At 70.9% G+C, this 16761-nt stretch carries 15 protein-coding genes; 12 read left to right on the top strand and 3 right to left on the bottom strand.

The features are described from left to right. From ACQP2H_RS18005 to ACQP2H_RS17980, 6 genes are all read left to right on the top strand, one after another. Nucleotides 1–1614 (top strand): ABC transporter substrate-binding protein, encoded by a 1614-nt coding sequence (locus ACQP2H_RS18005; protein WP_433228137.1) that lies wholly within the window; start codon nt 1–3, stop codon nt 1612–1614. Between the two features lie 89 nt (nt 1615–1703). Next, complete coding sequence (locus ACQP2H_RS18000; RefSeq protein WP_433228136.1) at nt 1704–3257, top strand: GH39 family glycosyl hydrolase; 1554 nt, start codon at nt 1704–1706, stop codon at nt 3255–3257. Continuing rightward, nucleotides 3254–3937: a DUF624 domain-containing protein gene (locus tag ACQP2H_RS17995; RefSeq protein ID WP_208566703.1), complete on the top strand. Its 684-nt coding sequence runs from the start codon at nt 3254–3256 to the stop codon at nt 3935–3937. The genes ACQP2H_RS18000 and ACQP2H_RS17995 overlap by 4 nt, the downstream gene beginning before the upstream one ends. After that, on the top strand, nt 3934–6066 hold the full coding sequence (locus tag ACQP2H_RS17990) for an alpha-glucuronidase (RefSeq protein WP_363822866.1): 2133 nt from the start codon (nt 3934–3936) through the stop codon (nt 6064–6066). Before ACQP2H_RS17995 ends, ACQP2H_RS17990 begins: the two co-directional genes overlap by 4 nt. A 67-nt stretch (nt 6067–6133) precedes the next feature. After that, nucleotides 6134–6577 carry a helix-turn-helix transcriptional regulator gene (locus ACQP2H_RS17985; RefSeq protein WP_219462790.1) on the top strand — a complete coding sequence of 148 codons (444 nt, stop codon included), beginning with the start codon at nt 6134–6136 and terminating at the stop codon, nt 6575–6577. Nucleotides 6578–6587: 10 nt separating this feature from the next. Further along, nucleotides 6588–6998, top strand: a complete 411-nt coding sequence (locus ACQP2H_RS17980) for a VOC family protein (protein WP_219462789.1) — start codon at nt 6588–6590, stop codon at nt 6996–6998. 26 nt (nt 6999–7024) lie between these two features. Here ACQP2H_RS17980 and ACQP2H_RS17975 read toward each other — a convergent pair whose 3' ends face one another. The 3 genes from ACQP2H_RS17975 to manD all read right to left on the bottom strand — a co-directional run bounded on the left by ACQP2H_RS17975 (nt 7025) and on the right by manD (nt 9142). Further along, the gene (locus ACQP2H_RS17975) at nt 7025–7312 is read right to left on the bottom strand and encodes a hypothetical protein (RefSeq protein ID WP_219462787.1); all 288 of its coding nucleotides are present in this window, start codon (nt 7310–7312) and stop codon (nt 7025–7027) included. Nucleotides 7313–7466: 154 nt separating this feature from the next. After that, complete coding sequence (locus ACQP2H_RS17970; RefSeq protein WP_219462785.1) at nt 7467–7844, bottom strand: hypothetical protein; 378 nt, start codon at nt 7842–7844, stop codon at nt 7467–7469. An 89-nt stretch (nt 7845–7933) separates the two neighbouring features. After that, nucleotides 7934–9142 (bottom strand): D-mannonate dehydratase ManD, encoded by a 1209-nt coding sequence (gene manD, locus ACQP2H_RS17965; protein WP_219462783.1) that lies wholly within the window; start codon nt 9140–9142, stop codon nt 7934–7936. 384 nt (nt 9143–9526) lie between these two features. Between manD and araB the strand changes: the two genes are divergently transcribed. From araB to yjfF, 6 genes are all read left to right on the top strand, one after another. Further along, a complete protein-coding gene (gene araB, locus ACQP2H_RS17960) occupies nt 9527–11224 on the top strand; it encodes a ribulokinase (protein ID WP_433228132.1) in 1698 nt (565 codons plus the stop codon). Continuing rightward, the gene (locus ACQP2H_RS17955; RefSeq protein ID WP_219462775.1) at nt 11221–11898 is read left to right on the top strand and encodes an L-ribulose-5-phosphate 4-epimerase; all 678 of its coding nucleotides are present in this window, start codon (nt 11221–11223) and stop codon (nt 11896–11898) included. The genes araB and ACQP2H_RS17955 overlap by 4 nt, the downstream gene beginning before the upstream one ends. A gap of 167 nt (nt 11899–12065) precedes the next feature. Next, nucleotides 12066–13079, top strand: a complete 1014-nt coding sequence (locus ACQP2H_RS17950) for an ABC transporter substrate-binding protein (RefSeq protein ID WP_219462773.1) — start codon at nt 12066–12068, stop codon at nt 13077–13079. Nucleotides 13080–13141: 62 nt separating this feature from the next. After that, the gene (locus ACQP2H_RS17945) at nt 13142–14689 is read left to right on the top strand and encodes a sugar ABC transporter ATP-binding protein (RefSeq protein WP_219462771.1); all 1548 of its coding nucleotides are present in this window, start codon (nt 13142–13144) and stop codon (nt 14687–14689) included. Further along, nucleotides 14686–15756, top strand: a complete 1071-nt coding sequence (locus ACQP2H_RS17940; RefSeq protein WP_208566692.1) for an ABC transporter permease — start codon at nt 14686–14688, stop codon at nt 15754–15756. The genes ACQP2H_RS17945 and ACQP2H_RS17940 overlap by 4 nt, the downstream gene beginning before the upstream one ends. Continuing rightward, complete coding sequence (gene yjfF / locus ACQP2H_RS17935) at nt 15753–16745, top strand: galactofuranose ABC transporter, permease protein YjfF (protein WP_219462770.1); 993 nt, start codon at nt 15753–15755, stop codon at nt 16743–16745. The genes ACQP2H_RS17940 and yjfF overlap by 4 nt, the downstream gene beginning before the upstream one ends. The last annotated feature ends 16 nt before the right edge of the window (nt 16746–16761 follow it).

Below are 16761 nucleotides of genomic sequence, written 5' to 3'. Positions count from 1 at the left end.
GTGGCGATAGCCACTGCCGGGCTGCTCACCCTCACCCTCGTCGGGGCCTGCTCCGATGACGCCCCGGAGGCCAAGAACCTCGACGGCAACCGGGCCGGCGCGATGGCCGACTACGGGATCGACAAGCAGTTCAAGGCCACCGAACCGCTGTCCTTCTCCATCCTCTACAACAACCATCCGAACTATCCGCTCAAGGACGACTGGTTGTTCTGGTCGGAGCTGACCAAGCGGACCAACGTCAAGCTCGCCCCGGTTGCCGTGCCGCTGAGCGACTACGAGCAGAAGCGCAGCCTGCTGATCGGTGCCGGCGACGCCCCACTGATCATGCCGAAGACCTATCACCCGCAGGAGAACGCCTTCGTCTCCTCCGGCGCGATCCTGCCGGTGAGCGACTACCTGGACCTGATGCCCAACCTCAAGGACAAGATCGCCAAGTGGAACCTCCAACCGGAGTTCGACACGCTGCGACAGTCCGACGGCAAGTTCTACCTGCTGCCCGGCCTGCACGAGAAGCCGTGGGCGGAGTACTCGATCGCGGTGCGTACCGACATCCTCCAGCAGCTCAACCTCCAGATCCCCAAGACCTGGGACGAGCTGTACACCGTGCTCAAGGCGATGAAGGCGCGCTACCCCGACTCGTACCCGTACTCGGACCGGTGGAGCAAGCCGAACCCGGGCGGTGAGCTGCTGAGCATCGTCGGCGCCGCGCACGGCCTCCGGACCGGCTGGAGCTGGAACCCCGCCACCTGGGACCCGGCGGCGAAGAAGTTCGTCTACACCGGCGCCACCGAGCAGTACAAGCAGGTGATCGTCTACCTCAACAAGCTGGTCGCCGAGAAGCTGCTCGACCCGGAGAGCTTCACCCAGACCGATGAGCAGGCCAGGCAGAAGCTCGCCAACGGCAAGTCCTTCGTCATCGGCAGCAACGCCCAGACCCTGGTCAACGACTACCGCCCCGACCTGGCCAAGACCCTGCCGAACGCCAAGCTGACGAAGATCCCGCTGCTGGTCGGCCCGGCCGGCGAGATCAACCCGGCCAGCCGGCTGGAGAACGGCATCATGATCTCCAAGAAGGCCCGGGACAGCAAGAACTTCGTGGCGATGATGCAGTTCATCGACTGGCTGTACTACTCCGAGGCCGGCGAGGAGTTCGCCAAGTGGGGCGTCGAGGGCACCACCTTCACCAGGGACGCCGCTGGCAAGTACACCCTGAACCCCGACGTCGACATGATCGGGCTCAACCCCAAGGGCAGCAAGCACCTGCAGAAGGACTTCGGCTTCGGCAACGGGGTGTTCTCCTACGGCGGCAAGCTCGACCTGGTGCAGTCGTTCTTCTCGCCGGAGGAGATGGAGTTCCAGAAGGTGATGAACGCCCGGACGCCGCTGCCGGTGGACCCGCCGGCCCCGCTCACCGACGAGGAGCGGGAGCAGGCGTCGCTGTGGGAGACCCCGCTGAAGGACCACGTCGTGCAGAACACGCTGAAGTTCATCCTCGGCCAGCGTCCCCTCACCGAGTGGGACGCCTACGTCGGTGAGCTGAAGGCCAAGAACGCCGACCAGTACATCGGCCTGGTCAACAAGGCGCACGAGCGGTTCGAGAAGGACAACGGCTGACCGACCCGGTCCGACCCGGTCCGGCCGGGCCCTGCCACGGGCCCGGCCGGACCGGTCACCGACGCGGCGACCACCGGAGGACGACCACGATGCGGATCACCGTTCCCGCCCAGCCCGTGGGGCGGCTCACCGACGCCTGGCGGCACTGTGTCGGCACCGGGCGCTTCGAGCTGGCCCTGCGCCGCGACTACCAGGACTCGCTGGCCCTGATCCAGCAGGACATCGGCTTCCGGCACATCCGCGGGCACGGCCTGCTCAGCGACGGCGTCGGTGTCCACCGTCCCTACCGGCACGGCGGCGAACGGCGGGTGCACCACTCCTTCACGTACGTCGACCAGGTCGTCGACGCCTACCTCGGGCTGGGCGTCCGACCCTTCGTGGAGTTGGGCTTCATGCCCGAGGCGCTGGCCTCCGGCGAGCAGACGGTGTTCTGGTGGCAGGGCAACGTCACCCCACCCCGCTGCTGGTCGGAGTGGGCCGACCTGGTCCGCGCCACGGTGGCCCACCTGGTCGACCGGTACGGCCTCGACGAGGTGCGGGGCTGGCCGATCGAGGTGTGGAACGAGCCCAACCTGCCCGACTTCTGGCAGGGTGCGGACCGGGACGCCTACCACCGCCTCTACGAGGTCACCGCGCACGCGGTCAAGGAGGTCGACGCCGGGTTGCAGGTCGGCGGCCCGGCCATCTCACCCGGCGCGGACGACTGGCTGGAACCCTTCGCCGACTTCGTCGCCGCACGCGGCGTGCCTGTCGACTTCGTCAGCCGGCACGCCTACACCTCCGGTCCCGCCCAGCACGTACCCTTCGGCACCCACCAGACGCTGGCCCCGGCGTCGTCGCTGCTGGAGCAGTTCGCCGCGCCCCGGCGGCATCTGTACGGCACCGCCCTGGCGGAGCTGCCGGTGCACATCACCGAGTTCAACTCCTCCTACCGGCCGGACAACCCGATCCACGACACGGCCTTCCACGCCGCGTACCTCGCCCCGGTGCTGGCGGCCGGCGGTGACCTGGTCGACTCCTTCTCGTACTGGACGTTCAGCGACATGTTCGAGGAGACGGGGGTGCCGACCGCGCTGTTCCACGGCGGGTTCGGCCTGCTCACCCACCGGCAGATCAAGAAACCCACCTACCACCTGTACGCCTTCATGGCCCGCCTCGGCGACGAGGTGCTGGCGCGCGGTGCGGACCACCTGGTCACCCGGCATGCCGACGGCCGGGTCGCCGTGCTGGCCTGGGCGCCGGTGGACGTGACGGGCCACACGCCGGTGCCCGACCGGCACCCGCTGGCCCTGTCGGTGCCGGTGGGCCCGCCCGGTGCCTCGTCGGTGTTCCTGCTCCGCTCGTCGGTCAGCGAGGAGGCCGGTAACGCCTGGACCGCCTGGAGCGAGATGGGCCGTCCCCGGTCTCCCCGCCCAGGGCAGTTGGACAGCCTGCGGGAGGCCGCCGAGCCGGCCCGCTCCCACCGGGCCCTGCCGGTCACCGCCGGCCGGGTCGACCTCGACCTCACCCTGGCCCGGCACGAGGTCACCCTGGTCGAGTTGGCGGCGGTGCGCGACGAGACCCCGCCGTGGTGGGACGAGGCCCGGCTGCTCGGCGGCCCCACCGAGCGCACCCCGCCGACGAACCGGGACGAGCGGTCGTGAGCGCGCAGCCCTGGCGGGAGTTCGGCGACGGTCCACTGTCGCGGGCCGCCGCGTCGATCTACACGGTGCTCGTCGTCGGGCTGCTGCTGGCACTGGTCACCCTGCCCGGACTGGTCCCGCTGCTCCTGCTCGGCCGGGACGCCAGCAACCTGCCGCTGGTCGCGGTCTGCCTGCTCCCCGTCGGCCCGGCGGTCTCCGCCGCCCTGTACGCCCTGCACCACCAACGCCCCGACCTGACCGACCTGCATCCCGCGGCCCGGTTCTGGCAGGGCTACCGGGCCAACCTGCCGCAGGTGCTGCGGCTCTGGGTGCCGCTGCTGCTGTGGCTGACCGTCCTCGGGGTCAACCTCACCCACCTGTCCGCCGCGGGCGTCCCGGCCGGCTGGGCGGTGCCGCTGGTCGGGCTCGGCGTGCTGCTCGTGCTGATCGGCGGCAACGCCCTGGTGATCGCCTCGCTGTTCACCTTCCGCACCCGCGACGTGCTGCGGCTGGCGGTGCACTTCCTGATCCGCACCCCGGGCGTCACCGTCGGCAACCTGCTGTTGCTGGCCGCCGCCGCGGCGCTCACCGTGCTCTTCTCCGAGGCGCTGCTGGCGTTGCTGGCCGTGCTGTTCGTCGTGGCGTACCTGCGGGTCGCCACGGCGATGACCGACATCGTGCGGAAGGACTTCACCGGATGACCAGGCCCGTCACCGTCCCGGCCGGAGTGAGCGGCGCCGGGGAACCCCGGCCGCATCCCGCCTGGCTGCCGCCGGAGGCGTGGCGGCCCCTCGGCGTACGCCGGGTGCTGGTGCACGGCGACGGTCTGCTGGTCGACACGGTCTTCGCCGAGGTGGCGCAGGCCTGCGCCGCACACGGCGGACGGGTGGACCGCACCGGCACCGGCACCGGCACCGACGGCGCGTCGGCGGTCGACCCCGTCGACCTGGTGCTCGCCCTGCGTGACCCGGGACCGCTGCCGTCGGCGGTGCCGGCCGCCGTCACGGCGGTCCCGGCCCCCGACGGGCCGCTCGGCGACGAGGGGTTCCTGCTGACCCGGGTCGACGACGTGACGGTGGTGCTGGCCGACGCCCCGGCCGGGCTGCTGTACGGGCTGTTCCACCTGGTCCGGCTCGGCGAGGCCGCCCACACCGGGGACCATCCGGCGCGGGCGCACCGACCCGCGCTGCGCCGCCGGATGCTCGACCACTGGGACAACGTGGCCGTGCACCCGGTGATGGGGCAGGTGGAGCGCGGCTACGCCGGCGGCTCGATCTTCTGGCGCGACGGCGGCCCGCGCGGCGACCGGGACCGGCTGCGGGCGTACGGCCGGCTGCTCGCCGCCATGGGCGTCAACGCGATCTCGGTCAACAACGTCAACGTGGGCCTGACCGAGGCGCGGCTGTTGACCGACCGGCTCGACGACGTGGTCGACCTCGCCGACCTGCTGCGCCCGTACGGCATCCGGGTGCACCTGTCGGTGACCTTCGCCGCTCCCGTGGTCCTCGGTGGCCTGCCCACCGCCGACCCCCTCGACGACGGCGTGCGGGACTGGTGGGAGAGCACCACCCGCCGGGTCTACGCGCGCATCCCCGACTTCGGCGGGTACGTGGTGAAGGCCGACTCGGAGGGGCAGCCCGGCCCGTTCAGCTACGGGCGCGACCACGCCGACGGGGCGAACCTGCTGGCCGCCGCGCTCGCCCCGCACGGGGCAGTGGTGCACTGGCGGGCGTTCGTCTACGACCACCGGCAGGACTGGCGGGACCGGACGACCGACCGGGCCCGCGCCGCGTACGACCACTTCGCCCCACTGGACGGGCGGTTCGCCGACAACGTCGTCCTCCAGGTGAAGTTCGGCCCGGTCGACTTCCAGCCCCGGGAGCCGGTGTCGCCGGTGATCGCGGCGATGCCGGCCACCCGGGTGGCGGTGGAGTTGCAGGTGACCCAGGAGTACACCGGCCAGCAGTGGCACGCGTGCTACCTCGCCCCCTGGTGGCACGAGGTGCTGGCCTTCCGGCCGTGGGGGCCGGCGGAGCGCAGCGTCACCGACGTGCTGGCGGACGTGCCCGGTCCCGGGCCGCACCGGGGTGGTGACCTGGTCGCCGTCGCCAACGTCGGTGACGACCCGTTCTGGTGCGGGCACCCGCTCGCCCAGGCCAACCTGTACGCCTTCGGGCGGCTGGCCTGGGATCCGGGCCTGGCGGCCGACGTGATCCTCGACGAGTGGATCGACCTGACCTTCCCGGCGTCGACGGTGGGTGACCCGGCGTTGGTCCGTGAGACGCTGCACGCGGTGCTCGACGACTCCTGGCGCACCTACGAGCGCTACACCGCCCCGTTGGGGGTCGGCTTCATGGTCAATCCGGCCGGTCACTACGGGCCGGGGGTGGACGGCTACGAGTACAGCCGGTGGGGCACCTACCACTTCGCCGACCGTGACGGCGTCGGCGTGGACCGGACCTGCGCGACCGGCACCGGTTTCGCCGGGCAGTACCCGCCGCCCTGGTCCCAGGTGTACGAGTCGCTGGAGCGGTGCCCGGACGAGCTGCTGCTGTTCTTCCACCACGTGCCCTACTCGCACGTCCTGCACAGCGGCGTCACCGTCATCCAGCACATCTACGACACGCACTTCTCCGGGGTGGCGGAGGTGGTGGCGATGCGGGACCGGTGGACCCGGCTCGCCGGGGTGATCGACCAGGCGGTGTACGACCGGGTCGTCGAGCGTCTCGACGAGCAGTTGCGCTGTGCGACCGAGTGGCGGGACCAGGTCAACACGTACTTCTTCCGCAAGTCCGGGGTGCCCGACGCCCGGGGCCGCCGCATCCACTGACCAGCACCGCGTATCCGGCCGGCGTGGGCCGACCCGCCGGACGCCGGGACGTGGCACGATCACGGGGGTGAGCAGCAGATCCGCCCCCGACCAGCAGCTCCGCGACCTGGCCCGGCTGCGCCGGGTGCGGGACCGCATCGACCGGGAGTACGCCCGACCGCTGGACGTCGAGGCGCTCGCCCGGGGCGTGCACATGTCGGCCGGTCACCTGAGCCGGCAGTTCCGCCGCGCCTACGGCGAGTCACCGTACTCCTATCTGATGACCCGGCGCATCGAGCGGGCGATGGCGCTGCTGCGTCGGGGCGACCTCAGCGTCACCGAGGTCTGCTTCGCGGTCGGCTGCTCGTCGCTGGGCACCTTCAGCACCCGCTTCGCCGAGCTGGTCGGCATGCCGCCGAGCAGCTACCGGACGCTGGCGGAGCAGGGGTCGGCCCAGTTGCCGCCGTGCCTGACCAAACAGGTGACCCGACCGGTCAGGAATCGAGAAGCACCCGCCACGATCATCACCTAGCGTGAGCGGCATGGATCTCACCATCGACACCTGCGTCCTGCCGCACGACGACCCGGACGCCTCGCTGGTCTTCTACCGCGACATCCTCGGCTTCGAGGTCCGCAACGACGTCGGCTCGGGCAAGATGCGCTGGATCACCGTCGGGCCACCCGGCCAGCCCGGCACGTCGATCCTGCTGGCCCCACCGGCGGTCGACCCCGGGGTCACCGACGAGGAACGCCGGACTATCGCCGAGATGATGGCCAAGGGCACCTACGGCTGGCTCATGCTGGCCACCCCCGACCTCGACGGCACCTTCGAGACGGTGCAGGCCAGTGCCGCCGAGGTCGTCCAGGAGCCGATCGACCAGCCGTACGGGGTGCGCGACTGCGCCTTCCGCGACCCGGCCGGCAACCTGATCCGCGTCAAGCAGCTGCGCTGACCCCGCCCGTCCGGTGGGGTGCACGGTCAGCAGTAGGTCCAGTCGCCCCACTGGTCGGTCGGTACGTTGCAGGTGCTGCCCCGGGCCCAGGTCCCGTTGGAATAGTAGAAGTTGACGGTCACGAACCCGCGCCACCACCAGCCGTAGAGCTGACCGTAGCCGGACGAGTCGAGCGGGATCGAGGGGGAGTAGACCCAGTCGCCTGACTGGTTGTATCCCTCCAGGTAGACGAACCCGTAGGCCGGGCCGCTGTAGTTGAACGCGATCTGCTGACCGTTGGAGCCGGCCACCGCAGGCGGGGCGGCGGCGGTCACGGCGGCCATCGTGACGGCCGCACCGACAGCGATCCTGCCGATTCTCGTCGGTATCCGCATGTTCACCTCTTCTGACCGTGGCGTCGACGTGGCTGGCGGTGGCCGCAGGCGCGCGGGCCGGGTCTCCTGCCGCCGGCGGGACCGGCGGTGACCGTCAGAAGCAGGAGGTCCAGTCCGAACCGCTCTGCTCGGTCGGTACCCAGCAGGTACGGCTGTCCCGGCTGGTCCCGTCGGCGTAGTAGAAGTGCACGGTGACCCACCCCTTCCACCACCAGTCGCTCAACGCCCCGTAGCCGGTGGCGCCGAGGTAGATCGACGGGGAGGTCACGTACTGCCCGTTGTTGTTGGAGCCCTCGAGGGTGGCGCGGCCCCAGGCGGGACCCCAGTCGAAGTAGACCTGTTGCCCGTTCGAGCCGGCCCGGGCCGGCGTCCCGGCGGACAGGCCGCCGGCCACACCCACCGCCACCGCGACTGTCGTGGCGAGGAGCCGGCCCGTCCGGGCCCGGCCCGCGCCGGTCCGTGCTGTCGTCATGACACCATCCTCACCCTACTGTGGCCGCCTGTGTACGTACGGTAGACCCCGGCGGGGTGGATGCCCAGACGTCCCCGGCGGTCCCGCGCTCACCAGGGGTGGACGGTGCCGTCCTCCAGCCGGTTGACCGGCAGGTACGCCGGGGCGTACGGGTAGCGGGCCGCCGCCTGTTCGTCGATGTCCACCCCGAGGCCGGGGGTTTCCGCCGGGTGCAGGTAGCCGTCGGCGTAGTGGTAGCCGTGCGGGAAGACCTCGTCGGTGGCGTCGGTGTGCCGCATGTACTCCTGCAGCCCGAAGTTGGGGATGGCCAGGTCGACGTGGAGGGCGGCGGCCATGCAGACGGGGGAGAGGTCGGTGGCCCCGTGCGAGCCGCTGCGCACGTGGTGCAGCGCCGCCAGGTCGAAGATGCGTCGCAGGTGGGTGATCCCACCGGCGTGCACCACCGTGGTGCGGATGTAGTCGATGAGCTGTTCCCGGATGAGCTGGGCGGCGTCCCAGATGGTGTTGAACACCTCGCCGACGGCGACCGGGGTGGTGGTGTGCTGCCGGATCAGCCGGAAGCCCTCCGGCAACTCGGCGGGGACCGGGTCCTCCATCCAGGTCAGCGCGTACGGCTCCAGGCTCTTGCCGAGCCGGGCGGCCTCGATCGGGCTGAGCCGGTGGTGCACGTCGTGCAGCAGCCGCAGGGTGGGGCCGAACTCGTCGCGTACCCGGGCGAAGACCGTCGGGACGTGCGCGAGGTAACGCGCGGTGGACCAGGTGGCCTCGCTGGGCAGGGCCGCGTCGGCCGGCTCGTAGAACAGCTTGTCGGTGCTGACCCCGTAGGTCTTGGGTAGGCCGGGCACGCCGCACTGCACCCGGACGGCCCGGTAGCCGAGGTCGACGTAGCGGGCGACCTCGACCAGCACGTCCTCGACGGTCTCGCCGTTGGCGTGCCCGTAGACGGTGACCCCGTCGCGGGACCGGCCGCCGAGCAGCTGGTAGACCGGCAGGCCGGCGACCTTGCCCTTGATGTCCCACAGCGCGGTGTCCACGGCGGCGATGGCGCTCATCGTCACCGGCCCCCGTCGCCAGTAGGCGCCCTGGTAGAGGTACTGCCAGGTGTCCTCGATCCGGGCCGGGTCCCGCCCGATCAGCAGCGGCACCACGTGGTCGCGCAGGTAGGACGCGACGGCCAGCTCGCGGCCGTTGAGGGTGGCGTCCCCGACGCCGGTGACCCCCTCGTCGGTGACGATCTTGAGGGTGACGAAGTTGCGGCCCGGGCAGGTGACGATGACCCGGGCGTCGACGATCCGCACACGGCCTCCTTCGGGTGGCGACGAAGGCCGTGTGGTCCGCCGCGCGGACGAAGGCCGTGGTCCGTTCCGCGTGGGTGGCCGGTGGGCGGCGACGACGCCGGATGGCATCCGTCGTCGCCCGTCCGGCCCGGCTGTCGGCCCGCCACGTGGTCGCCCCGAAGTCTGGAACCGCCCGCGCGGGCGTGTCAAGGGCCGGCCCGGACGAAGGGATGTGACCGCTCACCTGGTCGTCGCATGCCGGCTGCTCGATGGCTGGTCGCAGCGGTGATGGTGGATGCCGTGCCGGGGCCGCTCAGGATGGTTACGGCAGTGTTACATGGATGCGCCTTGACGGATTCCATGTGAGCGCTAACACTTGCCCCCAACGATTGAACGGAGAACGGCATGGATGCAGGCGCGAACCCGCAGGACCGGTACGTCGTCGGCGTCGACTACGGCACGCTGTCGGGTCGGGCGCTGGTGGTGCGGGTCGGCGACGGCGCCGAGCTGGGCACGGCGGTGCACGAGTACCGCCACGCGGTGATGGAGACGACGCTCGCCGCCGACGGCCAGCCCCTGCCGGCCGACTGGGCGCTGCAGGACCCGGACGACTACCGCGAGGTGCTGCGCGAGGCGGTACCCGCCGCGCTCGCCGCGAGCGGCGTCGACCCGGCCCAGGTGGTCGCCATCGGCATCGACTTCACCGCCTGCACCGTGCTGCCCACCCTGGCCGACGGCACGCCGCTGTGCGAGCTGCCGGACCTGCGTACCCGCCCGCACGCCTGGGTGAAGCTGTGGAAGCACCACGCCGCCCAGCCGCAGGCCGACCGGATCAACGCGCTGGCCCACTCCCGGGGCGAGTCCTGGATCGGCCGCTACGGCGGCAAGATCTCCGCCGAGTGGCAGTACGCCAAGGGGCTGCAGCTGCTGGAGGAGGACCCGGAGGTCTACGCCCGCGCCGAGCGCTGGATCGAGGCAGCCGACTGGATCGTCTGGCAGCTGTGCGGCGTCGAGACCCGTAACGTCTGTACCGCGGGCTACAAGGGGCTGCTCCAGGACGGCCACTACCCGTCCCCGGCCTACCTGTCCGCGCTGAACCCCGGCTTCGCCGACTTCGTCGCCAAGATCGACGGGCCGCTGGCGCAGCTCGGCACGCGGGCCGGCGGGCTCACCGCGCAGGCCGCCGCCTGGACCGGGCTGCCGGAGGGGATCGCGGTGGCCGTCGGCAACGTCGACGCCCACGTCACCGCCGCCGCCGCGCAGGCGCTGACCCCCGGTCGGCTGGTCGCCATCATGGGCACCTCCACCTGCCACGTGGTCAACGGTACCGAGCGGGCCGAGGTCGCCGGCATGTGCGGGGTGGTCGACGGCGGGATCAGCGCCGGCTCCTGGGGCTACGAGGCCGGCCAGAGCGGCGTCGGTGACATCTTCGGCTGGTTCGTCAAGCACGCCGCCCCCGCCGGGTTCGCCTCCCACGAGGAGCTGACCGCCGCCGCCGCGGCCCAGCCCGTCGGCGCACACGGCCTGGTGGCCCTGGACTGGTGGAACGGCAACCGCTCCCTGCTGGTCAACCACGACCTCAGCGGGGTGCTCGTCGGGCTGACCCTGGCCACCCGGCCGCCGGACGTCTACCGCGCGCTGCTGGAGTCCACCGCGTACGGCACCCGCATGATCATCGAGGCGTTCGCCGAGGCGGGCGTCCCGGTCGACGAGCTGATCGTGGCCGGCGGGCTCACCAACAACAGCCTGCTGATGCAGATCTACGCCGACGTGACCCGGCGTCCGCTGGGCATCATCGGTTCGGCGCAGGGTCCGGCCCTCGGGTCGGCGATCCACGCGGCGGTCGCGGCCGGGGCGTACCCGGACGTGCCGACCGCCTCGGCGGCGATGGGCCGGGTCGACCGCGAGGTCTACCGGCCCGACCCGGAGCGGGCCCGCGCCTACGACGCGCTCTACGCCGAGTACCGCCGGCTGCACGACCACTTCGGTCGGGGCGGCGACGACGTGCTGCTGCGGCTGCGGGCGATCCGCAACGCGGCCCGCCGCCCCGCCGTCAACCCCACGGCCGACCCGACCACCCACCCCCTGGAGGTGCCGGCATGACCCTCGACCTCGACGCCGAGGTGGCCCGGCTGCGCGAGCAGGTGGCCACCCTGCACGGCGAGCTGGTGCGCTACAACCTGGTGGCCTGGACGGCCGGCAACGTCTCGGCCCGGGTGCCCGGCCGGGAGCTGATGGTGATCAAGCCGAGCGGGGTGTCCTACGACGACCTGCGGCCCGACAACATGATCGTCTGCGACCTCGACGGGGTCGTGGTCGACGGTGACCTGTCACCGTCGAGCGACACCGCCGCCCACGCCTACGTCTACCGGGCGATGCCCGAGGTCGGCGGCGTGGTGCACACCCACAGCGGGTACGCCACCGCCTGGGCCGCCTGCGGCGAGGCGATCCCGTGCCACCTCACCGCCCAGGCCGACGAGTTCGGCGGCGAGATCCCGGTCGGTCCGTTCGCGCTCATCGGCGGCGACGACATCGGCAAGGGCATCGTGGCGACCCTGTCCGGGCACCGCTCACCGGCGGTGCTGATGCGCAACCACGGCGTGTTCACCATCGGCCGGGACGCCCGCTCGGCGGTGAAGGCCGCCGTCATGTGCGAGGACGTGGCCCGGACCGCGCACCTGGCCCGGTCGCTCGGCACCCCCGTGCCGATGGCCCAGGCCGACATCGACTCCCTCTACCACCGCTACCAGAACGTCTACGGGCAACCGGGGCCGTAACCGCGGCCCCGCCCGTCCTCGCCACCGGCCGCCCCGTGCGGTCCGGTCGATCCACCGCAACCCGATGCACCACCCCTGGAAGGTCCGGTCCGTCCGGCGTGCCGTCCGGCCGGTCCTTCCCGAAGTAGCACCATCCCCCACCTCATCCCCGTACAAGGAGTCTTCACATGGCGAAGACCGGTATTACCCTCACCCGACGTGGCCTCGGCGCGATGCTCGCCGTCGGCCTGCTGGCCGGCGGACTCGCCGGCTGCGGCAACAGCGACACCGGCGGTGACGACAAGAGCGGCGGCAGCGGCAGCGGCAAGCTGGTCATCGGCTTCTCGCAGGTCGGCGCGGAGAGCGGCTGGCGCACGGCGAACACCAACTCGATCAAGGAGTCGGCCACCGAGGCCGGCTACGAGCTGAAGTTCGACGACGCCCAGGGCAAGCAGGAGAACCAGATCAAGGCGATCCGCAACTTCATCCAGCAGAAGGTCGACGTGATCGCCTTCTCGCCGGTGGTGGAGTCGGGCTGGGACACCGTGCTCAAGGAGGCCAAGGACGCCAAGATCCCGGTGATCCTGACCGACCGGGCCGTCGACTCGGCCGACAAGAGCCTCTACAAGACCTTCATCGGCTCGGACTTCGTCAAGGAGGGCAAGCTCGCCGGCGAGTGGCTGGTCAAGGAGAAGTCGGCCGCGACCGGCCCGGTGAACATCGTGGAGCTGCAGGGCACCACCGGTTCGGCCCCGGCCAACGACCGCAAGAAGGGCTTCGCCGAGGCGATCGCCGCCAACCCCAACCTGAAGGTCGTCGCCTCGCAGAGCGGTGACTTCACCCGGGCCGGCGGCAAGCAGGTCATGGAGCAGTTCCTCAAGGCCAACCCGAAGATCGACGTGCTCTTCGCGCACAACGACGACATGGGCCTGGGTGCGCTGGAGGCGATCACCGCGGCGGGCAAGACGCCCGGCAAGGACATCACCATCATCACCATCGACGCGGTCAAGGACGGCATGCAGGCGCTGGCCGACGGCAAGTTCAACTTCATCGCGGAGTGCAGCCCGCTGCTCGGCCCGCAGCTGATGGACCTGGCCAAGAAGGTCAAGGCCGGCGAGGAGGTCCCCGCCCGGGTCGAGACCGAGGAGACCACCTTCACCCAGGAGCAGGCCAAGACTGCTCTGCCCAACCGGAAGTACTGATCTGACCGGAGGCCGCCGCGTTCGGCGCGGCGGCCTCCGCTTCCGAGGAAAGGTTCGGTGGGATGTCGGATAGGCATCCGGTCCTGACGATGACCGCGATCAGCAAGCTCTTCCCCGGGGTCCGCGCCCTCGACGGCGTCGACCTCCGGCTCTTCCCCGGTGAGGTGCACGCCCTGATGGGCGAGAACGGCGCCGGGAAGTCCACCCTCATCAAAGTGCTGACCGGCGTCTACGGCACCGATTCCGGCACCATCACACTCGACGGCGACGAGGTCTCCTTCTCCGGCCCGATGCAGGCCACCGCCGCCGGGGTGAGCACCGTCTACCAGGAGGTCAACCTCCTACCCAACCTGTCGGTGGCGGAGAACATCTACATCGGCCGGGAGCCGCGCCGGCTCGGCGCGGTCAACTGGCGCGAGATGCGCCGCCGGGCGCAGGAGCTGTTGGCCCGCATCGACCTGCACATCGACGTCAGCGAACTGCTCGGCAACTACTCACTGGCCGTGCAGCAGATGGTCGCGATCGCCCGCGCCGTCGACATCCGGGCCCGGGTGCTGATCCTCGACGAGCCCACCTCCAGCCTGGACGCCGACGAGGTGGCCCAGCTGATGCGGATCATGCGGCAGCTGCGCGACGACGGCATCGCGATCATCTTCGTCACCCACTTCCTCGACCAGGTGTACGCCATCGCCGACCGGATCACCGTGCTGCGCAACGGCCGGCTCGTCGGCGAGTACCTCACCAGCGAACTGCCGCAGATCGCGTTGGTGGAGAAGATGATCGGTAAGGAGCTGGACGCCCTGGAGCGCCTCGACGAGGCGACCAGCGGCGGCGACCGGGCGGCCCTCGAACAGGGCACCCCCCTGGTGGCGGCCGACGGGCTCGGCCGGTCCGGTTCCGTCGCGCCGTTCAGCCTCACCATCCACCAGGGCGAGGTGGTCGGCCTGGCCGGCCTGCTCGGCTCGGGGCGTACCGAGGTGGCCCGGTTGTTCTTCGGCGCGGACCGCGCCGATGCCGGCCGGCTCGCCGTGGACGGTGCCCCGGTGGCGATCCGCAACCCGGTGGCCGCCATCGACCGGGACATCGCGTTCTGCTCCGAGAACCGCCGCACCGAGGGACTGGTCGGCGAGCTGTCGGTGCGGGAGAACATCATCCTGGCCATGCAGGCGGCCCGGGGCTGGCTGCGGCCGGTGCCGCGCCGCCGGCAGGACGAACTGGTCCAGCACTGGATCAAGGCGCTGAGCATCCGGCCGGCCGATCCGGAGATGCCGGTGCGCAACCTGTCCGGCGGCAACCAGCAGAAGGTGCTGCTGGCCCGGTGGCTGATCACCGAACCCCGGCTGCTGATCCTCGACGAGCCGACCCGGGGCATCGACATCGGCGCCAAGACCGAGATCCAGCGTCTGGTGGCGCAGCTGTCCGACGGCGGAATGGCGGTGCTGTTCATCTCCGCCGAGCTGGAGGAGGTGCTGCGGCTCAGCCACAAGGTCGCCGTGATGCGCGACCGGCAGCTGGTCACCGAACTCACCAACGACGACAGCCTCGATGCCGCCCGCGTCATGCAGGTCATCGCCAGCGGCAGCTCCCAGGAAGGGTCGGTGCCGGCATGAGTACCGTACGGGCCCGCGCTGCGGGCGTCACCAGCCACCGGCTGTTCTGGCCGCTCGTGGTGCTGGTGCTGCTGCTGGTCGCGAACGCCGTCTACCGGCCGAGCTTCCTGTCGATCGAGCTGAAGAACGGCCACCTCTACGGCAGCCTGATCGACATCGTCCGGCTCAGCGCCCCGCTGATCCTGGTCGCCCTGGGCATGTCCCTGGTGATCGCCACCGGCGGCATCGACCTCTCGGTGGGTGCGGTGGCGGCGGTCGCCGGAGCGGTGGCCTGCCTCTACATCAGCGAGCAGCCCGACCAGAACAGTCTGGGCGTGGTGCTCACCGCGGTGGCGCTCGGCTTCGGGGTGGCCCTGCTGCTCGGTGCCTGGAACGGCATCCTGGTCGCCGGCATCGGCATCCAACCGATCATCGCCACGCTGATCCTGATGGTGGCCGGCCGGGGCCTGGCCCAGTTGATCGCCGAAGGGCAGATCATCACCATCAACAGCGGGCCCTACAAGGTGATCGGGGTGGGGCACCTGCTGACCCTGCCGTTCGCGATCGTCATCGCCCTCGCGGTGACCCTGCTGGTGGCGGTGCTGACCCGGCGTACCGCGCTCGGCATGATCATCGAGTCGGTCGGCGGCAACGCCGAGGCCAGCCGGTTGGCCGGCATCCGTTCCCGGCGGATCACCTTCCTGGTGTACGTGGTGAGCGCCGCCTGCGCGGCCATCGCCGGGTTCATGATGACGGCGAACGTCTCCAGCGCCGACGGCAACGCGGTCGGGCTCTGGGTCGAGCTGGACGCCATCCTGGCCGTGGTCATCGGCGGCACCGCGTTGGCCGGCGGCCGGTTCTACCTCGGCGGCACGGTGGTCGGCGCGTTGCTCATCCAGACCCTCACCACCTCGGTGTACGCCATGAACATCGACCCGCAGACGTCCCTGCTGTTCAAGGCGGTCGTGGTGATCGTGGTCTGTCTCATCCAGGCCCCGGCCTTCCGGGCGCGGTTCCGCCGTCGGCGCAGCGTCCCGGTGACTCCGGTGGAGCCGGTCGGCACAGAGAAGGAGCAGGTTCCGGCATGACCACGACCCCGTTGGCCGCCCGCCCGGGCCGTGCCTGGTGGCGGGTGCCACCCCGGCACGTGCCGGTGCTCGCCACCGCAGCGCTGCTGCTGGTTATGTACTCCATCGGTGTTTCGCAGTACCAGGCGTTCTCCAACATCCAGGTCGTCTTCAACGTCTTCATCGACAACGGCTTCCTGCTGGTCGTCGCGGTGGGGATGACCTTCGTCATCCTCACCGGGGGCATCGACCTGTCGGTCGGGTCGGTGGTGGCGATGACCGCGATGGTGTCGGCCTCCCTGCTGGGCAACGGCCTGCACCCCGCCCTGGTGCTGGTGATCGCGTTGCTGCTCGGCCCGATCCTCGGGTTCGCGATGGGCTGCGTGATCCACTTCTTCGACATCCAACCCTTCATCGTCACGCTGGCCGGGATGTTCTTCGCCCGGGGGGTGTGCACCTGGATCAGCACCACCTCGATCCCGATCACCGACGGGTTCTGGACCAGCGCCGCCCAGCACCGCATCCACCTCGGCGAGAACTTCGTCTCGGTCGGCGCGCTGATCGCCGTCGCGGTGGTGGCCGTGGCGGCGGCCGTGCTGGCGTACACCCGGCTCGGGCGCAACGTGTACGCCATCGGCGGCAACCAGCAGTCCGCGCTGCTGATGGGCCTGCCGGTGGGCCGTACGAAGATCGCGGTCTACACGATCAGCGGCCTCTGCTCGGCGATCGGCGGCATCCTGCTGTCGTTCTACACCCTGTCGGGTGCCCCGCTGATCGCGGTGGGCATGGAGTTGGACGTGATCGCGGCGGTCGTCATCGGCGGCACCCTGCTCACCGGCGGCTCCGGGTACGTCTTCGGCACCCTGCTCGGGGTGCTGGTGCTCAGCATCATCCAGACGTTGATCACCTTTGACGGCACGCTCAACTCGTGGTGGACCAAGATCGTCATTGGTGGCCTGCTGTTCGTGTTCATCCTGCTCCAACGCCTCGTTGGTATCCGTACCAAGTGACCCTCGCCAGTCCCAC

The sequence above is a fragment of the Micromonospora sp. CA-248260 genome (assembly GCF_050942205.1).
Taxonomy (GTDB): Bacteria; Actinomycetota; Actinomycetes; order Mycobacteriales; family Micromonosporaceae; genus Micromonospora; species Micromonospora antibiotica.
The sequence above is the reverse complement of the archived record's forward strand: the minus strand, read 5'-3'. Positions and strand labels throughout refer to the sequence as shown.

What these genes read in the sequence shown, in the direction of transcription:
- ACQP2H_RS17940 (WP_208566692.1), top strand. Translation starts at nt 14,686, where the DNA reads ATGAGTACCGTACGGGCCCGCGCTGCGGGCGTCACCAGCCACCGGCTG.
- ACQP2H_RS18000 (WP_433228136.1), top strand. Translation starts at nt 1,704, where the DNA reads ATGCGGATCACCGTTCCCGCCCAGCCCGTGGGGCGGCTCACCGACGCC.
- ACQP2H_RS17955 (WP_219462775.1), top strand. Translation starts at nt 11,221, where the DNA reads ATGACCCTCGACCTCGACGCCGAGGTGGCCCGGCTGCGCGAGCAGGTG.
- araB (WP_433228132.1), top strand. Translation starts at nt 9,527, where the DNA reads ATGGATGCAGGCGCGAACCCGCAGGACCGGTACGTCGTCGGCGTCGAC.
- ACQP2H_RS17990 (WP_363822866.1), top strand. Translation starts at nt 3,934, where the DNA reads ATGACCAGGCCCGTCACCGTCCCGGCCGGAGTGAGCGGCGCCGGGGAA.
- ACQP2H_RS17970 (WP_219462785.1), bottom strand. Translation starts at nt 7,844, where the DNA reads ATGACGACAGCACGGACCGGCGCGGGCCGGGCCCGGACGGGCCGGCTC.
- ACQP2H_RS17980 (WP_219462789.1), top strand. Translation starts at nt 6,588, where the DNA reads ATGGATCTCACCATCGACACCTGCGTCCTGCCGCACGACGACCCGGAC.
- ACQP2H_RS17945 (WP_219462771.1), top strand. Translation starts at nt 13,142, where the DNA reads ATGTCGGATAGGCATCCGGTCCTGACGATGACCGCGATCAGCAAGCTC.
- yjfF (WP_219462770.1), top strand. Translation starts at nt 15,753, where the DNA reads ATGACCACGACCCCGTTGGCCGCCCGCCCGGGCCGTGCCTGGTGGCGG.
- ACQP2H_RS17950 (WP_219462773.1), top strand. Translation starts at nt 12,066, where the DNA reads ATGGCGAAGACCGGTATTACCCTCACCCGACGTGGCCTCGGCGCGATG.